Source organism: Paraburkholderia sp. BGA-UO-ETr-F12, from assembly GCF_059567945.1.
This window is the reverse complement of sequence record NZ_JCAQOZ010000016.1, coordinates 1-4,803: the sequence shown is the minus strand read 5'-3', so window position 1 is coordinate 4,803 and position 4,803 is coordinate 1. Positions and strand designations below refer to the sequence as shown.

Annotated in this window: 4 protein-coding genes; all 4 read left to right on the top strand. The window is 56.6% G+C overall.

Annotated elements, in window-relative coordinates; genetic code table 11:
* Nucleotides 1–1,862 (top strand): DUF2345 domain-containing protein (locus AC57B6_RS06735; RefSeq protein ID WP_496420897.1); only part of this gene is annotated, 1,862 nt, incomplete at its 5' end.
* Nucleotides 1,863–1,864: 2 nt separating this feature from the next.
* Nucleotides 1,865–3,277: a hypothetical protein gene (locus AC57B6_RS06730; RefSeq protein ID WP_496420896.1), complete on the top strand. Its 1,413-nt coding sequence runs from the start codon at nucleotides 1,865–1,867 to the stop codon at nucleotides 3,275–3,277.
* Nucleotides 3,278–3,303: 26 nt separating this feature from the next.
* Nucleotides 3,304–4,083 (top strand): hypothetical protein, encoded by a 780-nt coding sequence (locus AC57B6_RS06725; protein WP_281662553.1) that lies wholly within the window; start codon nucleotides 3,304–3,306, stop codon nucleotides 4,081–4,083.
* Nucleotides 4,084–4,249: 166 nt separating this feature from the next.
* Nucleotides 4,250–4,687 (top strand): DUF4123 domain-containing protein, encoded by a 438-nt coding sequence (locus tag AC57B6_RS06720; protein ID WP_496420895.1) that lies wholly within the window; start codon nucleotides 4,250–4,252, stop codon nucleotides 4,685–4,687.
* Nucleotides 4,688–4,803 lie beyond the last annotated feature (116 nt).

The window sequence follows — 4,803 nt, the reverse complement described above, 5'->3', positions numbered from 1 at the left end:
AGGTGTACGAGTACACGGGCGCCTACACGTACGGCCAGCAGGACCGCGGCGATCAGCTGTCGAAGATCCGCATGGAAGAGTGGGAGTCCCGTGCGAAGCGTTTCCACGGTGTGGGCGCGGTCCGCCGCATCGATACGGGGCGCTGGTTCGAACTGCAGGATCATCCGGACCACAGCACGGGCAGCGAGCAGGAGCGGCAGTTTGCCGTCATCGGCATTGAGTGGGTGATCGAGAATAACCTGCCGGTGTCGAACGGCACGACGGACTTCCCGCATAGCCTGAATGGAATCATCGCGGCCGCCCGCGCCGCGCATGGCACGGACGCGTCGCTGTTGATCAAGGCCAGCGATGGCAGCGAAGGCTTCTTCATGGCTGCCGTCGAAGCCCAGCGCAGAACCGTCCCATTCCGCAGTCCACTCGAGCATCAGAAACCCGAGATGCGTATGCAGACCGCGACCGTGGTTGGGCCGCAGAACGAAGAGGTCTTCACGGATTCGTTGAACCGGGTCAAAGTCCAGATGCACTGGGACCGACTGAATCCCGGCGACGAAAACGCGTCGTGCTGGATGCGCGTCGCGCAATCGCACGCCGGCGGCGGCCACGGCAGCGTACACGTACCGCGCATCGGCGAAGAGGTCATCGTGTCGTTCCTCGACGGCGACTGCGACAAGCCGCTCGTCACCGGTCGCGTCTACAACGGCGCAAAGACTCCCGAATGGCATTCGAACGGCATCCTCTCAGGCTACAAGTCCAAAGAATACCAAGGCAGCGGATATAACCAGATGGTGATGGACGATGCCACCGGCCAGAACCGCGTGCAGCTCTACAGCACGAGCACGAACTCTCAGCTTCATCTCGGCTATCTGATCGCGCAGACCGGCAACTCGCGTGGCGCCTACCTTGGTAGCGGCTTCGACCTGAAGTCCGATGCGTACGGCGCCGTGAGAGCAGGTCAAGGCTTGTACGTATCGACGCACCCAACGGCCAGCCCATCAAGCCAGCCCCTCGACGTACGTGAAGCAAACAGCCAACTCGTCAATTCAGAAAGTGTGATCGATGCACTCTCCCAGGCGAGCGAAACCCACCAGGCCGAAAGCCTGAAAGACGCTCGCGACTCGCTAAAAACCTTTACCGATGCAACGCAGAACAGCGTAGCGGGCGCAACAGGTAGTGGTGGCAATACCGCTGGCGGCGGCACTGGCAATGCCAACGGCTTCAAGGAGCCGATCATGCTGTTCGCGGCGCCGGCGGGCATTGGGATGTCGACACAACGGTCAGCACACGTTGCCGCGACCGAGCATGTCAACCTGGTCAGCGGCCAGAGCACGCACATTGCGACAGGGAAGTCGCTGCTCGTGAGCGTCGCCGAAAAGATCAGCCTGTTCGTACAGAACGCGGGTATGAAGCTTTTCGCGGGGAAAGGAAAAGTCGAAATCCAGGCACAAGGCGATAACCTTGAAATCACCGCCCAGAAGACGCTGAAGTTGCTCTCCGCGACCGAGAAAATCGATGCGGCTGCCAAGCAGGAAATTCTTCTCACGGCGGGGGGCGCGTACGTGCGCATTTCCGGCGGCAACATCGAGATTCATGCGCCGGGCAAAATCGACATCAAGGGAGCGCAGCACGCGTTCAGCGGTCCGACGAGTCTTGATCGAACCTACAACTCGGAAGGGAAGAAAGCAGACATGCGAATCCGTTACATGGACGCTGAGGGCAACGTACCGCAGGGGGAACCTATCAAGCTCGCCTCCGAGGACGGGGTGGTACACAACGTTGTCCTGGACGGAGAAGGAAAAGGCGAGTTGAAAGGCATCGATTTCGGCAAGTTCGTGGCCGACCAGATTAAGCGGAGCGGAGAATAAGCATGGGTAACCGCCCTTTGATTCAACACACCGTCTGCATTGATTTACCGGGTGAGCCAGTCGAGTGTTGGGCCGAAAGCGATATCACCGTGCTTCTTCGCAAGCATCGGGACGTGATCTTCGATATCCAGGTGAAGAAAGGAGCCAGTTACACTGTAGAAGCAACAGAGGATTGGATCTATGACGTGGCCAAGAAAAAGCGCGTCAAACAGGGACAATTCCAGGACGGTCAGCGCTTTCACCTTTGGATCAGCCGTGATTTCAAAGGTGAGTTGATTCTTAAACAGGATGGCAAGATCTATCAGCGCTACTCCATGGTGGATTTTGGGCTCCTGAGCAGCAACCCTGCGCCGAAAGCCAAACCTGAGCCGATAATAATTGCGATCGGCACTAACCCGGCGAGCCATCCTGCAAGCGCTACGTCGCCCCTTTGGGCGACAAACAGTTCGCCGCTGACAGCATATCCTCAAGCGTCGATCCGCGACTATTTGCGACCGCCCTCACCCGCCGATCAGTTGCAAGCCAATCAACTGTGGACATGCCCGTTGCCGATCAAGCTGGCGCCTCGAACGACCGTCGAACCGACCCAGGAAGCAAACATCTTCGAAGTCGATATGAAATCCATCCCGAAGGAGATTCTCGAGGCACTTGCGATGGGTGGGGACGAAGAGACAGCCCTCGACACGAATAAGATCGCGACCCGCAATTGGCTCATAGGTCAGTTGGCCGGTACTACCGCTTTCCTGAACGACAATAAGCAATGGATCACCGAACTCTGGTCGGAGAAGTTCAGATTGACCAAGGTGATCCACAAAAATGTCGGTGAACGAGTGTATGTGGTGTTCACCGGAAACCCGAGATTGCGGAAGCTGATAACGGCGGCACGCTATGGCGTAAAAAACGAAAAAGTCCTCACGATCGCGGGCGGCGCCGGTAGTGTTGAGTCGGGGGCAGCCGCAGCAATGGAGGGGGTCAGAGGGGCAGCTAAAAAGGCCGGCCTGATAGCACTGATTTTTACAATCGGGCTCGACGTTGCCGAGTGGCTACACGACTATCAAAGGATCGGTCCGGACGGCAAGCGAGTAAAGCACTTTGAGGATCTATTGGGAAAGATCACGATCGACCTCGCAAAGGCCGGACTGAGCGCGACAATCGCGTCAGTCGTCGTGGGCGCGATCGTCGCAGGCGTTGCCGGGACAGTTGCCGTACCCGTTGCCGCTATCGTCGTCGGGACAATCGTCGTGGCAATTGCAGTGGGCTACGGGCTCGATTGGCTCGACAAAAAAACAAATGCTACCGGGCACGTGACAGCCGCGTATAAGTGGGTGGGCGAGCACTTGAAGCAATCGGCCGAGTACTTGGAAAAGCTGATGCCCAAAGACTATGATGCGTACCCAATGATGTACATGCCGTAACAGGCGTCCACTGGAAAAAAGCAAAGATGCCACAAGCACACTCTATAGCGAAGCCACAAGCGGTGCATAAAGATCCGTTGTGGGATACGGTGAAAAAAGTCGCACCAATGAGCCTGCTCTTGCCTTTGCTCGGCACCGGCGTTTCGTACGCGGCCTACGCCGACGATTTGTCGGTATCCGGATGGCCGTGGAAAATCGGGATGCTGGTCACTCTGGTGTGTTTCCTCACCCCCTTCGCAATTTACATGATGTACCGCCGCACGAATTTGCTGTGGGTGTGTGGGTTAGTACAGTCGATCGGCGTATTTGCTGTCTATTTCTTTTTCGGCATATTTGCTTACTTTTACTATTTCGTCTTTGCGCCTATGCAACCTCTGGCGAGATGGCCAGGGCTTCTGGGTGGCGTTGCATTGACGTTGTATTGGCTAGCTATCATCAAACGAAGCGTTTTTCATACGATCACCACGACCTCTTTCGTTGACCGGGCTTTCGTCGATCAAGGATCTGAGCTTCGCTTTCAGATTCAACCCGGCATGATGCTGTTCGATAAGCTCCACAACGAGCGTTCTCCATTTCCGAAGATTTACTATTGGATCGTCTCTGGTGTCGCACCGTTCTACCTGATATTAAATCGGCTTCTGAGCTCCGGTTTTGGCACGAACGGCGTGTTGTTTTTTCTGGCGGTATTGGGTATGCCCGTGGCCCTGTGGTTTGCAGGTCTGCTCGTTCGCATCTATGTTCTGATGGTCCGCCTTCCAAGGCAACTCGCGAAGGAGCATGGAAAGCCGGTGCTGGTGTCCGGCTAGGGATGCTGGCGGACCCCGATCGAAAATAGGCCGACCTATTCCCTTTGAATCGCTGTGATCAGTGCATGCGCATTCCGTTAGGCATGCTTCGTATGGCGACGGAGCTGATCTGCGTCCAGCTGGCCACGTGCATCATCGGTCCTTGTGGCATGGAGGCATTCTTTGCATGTTGACTGGGGCAGCAAGGGTAACGGATAGTTGCCCGTTTGGTTCTGTACTGGAATCGTTTGCAGACATTGCTCCATACATCATTGCGATCGACGAGTCGGCGCTACAGAATGAGATAGGGCCGCAATACCAACTATTAGAGCGTCTGTGCGATGACGAGGCGGACCTTCATATGCTGACGTGGGTATGGTCGCCTTTTGACATAGATACGCTGAGCGCGCACTTCAAACGTTTCTGCACCTATACGTTGCCAAATCGTCGCGCTTACTACCTGCACTTTTACGACAATCGCGTCTTGCCGCGGTTGCGTCAGGTTTGGTCTGGCGAAGAGCACCAACGGTTCATGGCACCCGTCGTTGAAATCTGGTATCGCGACCGCAAGTTGGGCGCGGTTGCGTGGCGAAATGATGATGTTCCGAGCGTGGTTGTGGCGTAAGCGCTGCACGAGCGCCGTCTTGACAGGCGCGCGGGATCTTCAGGCGTTTGCGCGAAGCTGGTCCGCAACGACCCACGGCATGAGTTCGTCAACGCGGTTGATCGCGTGGTCGGCGA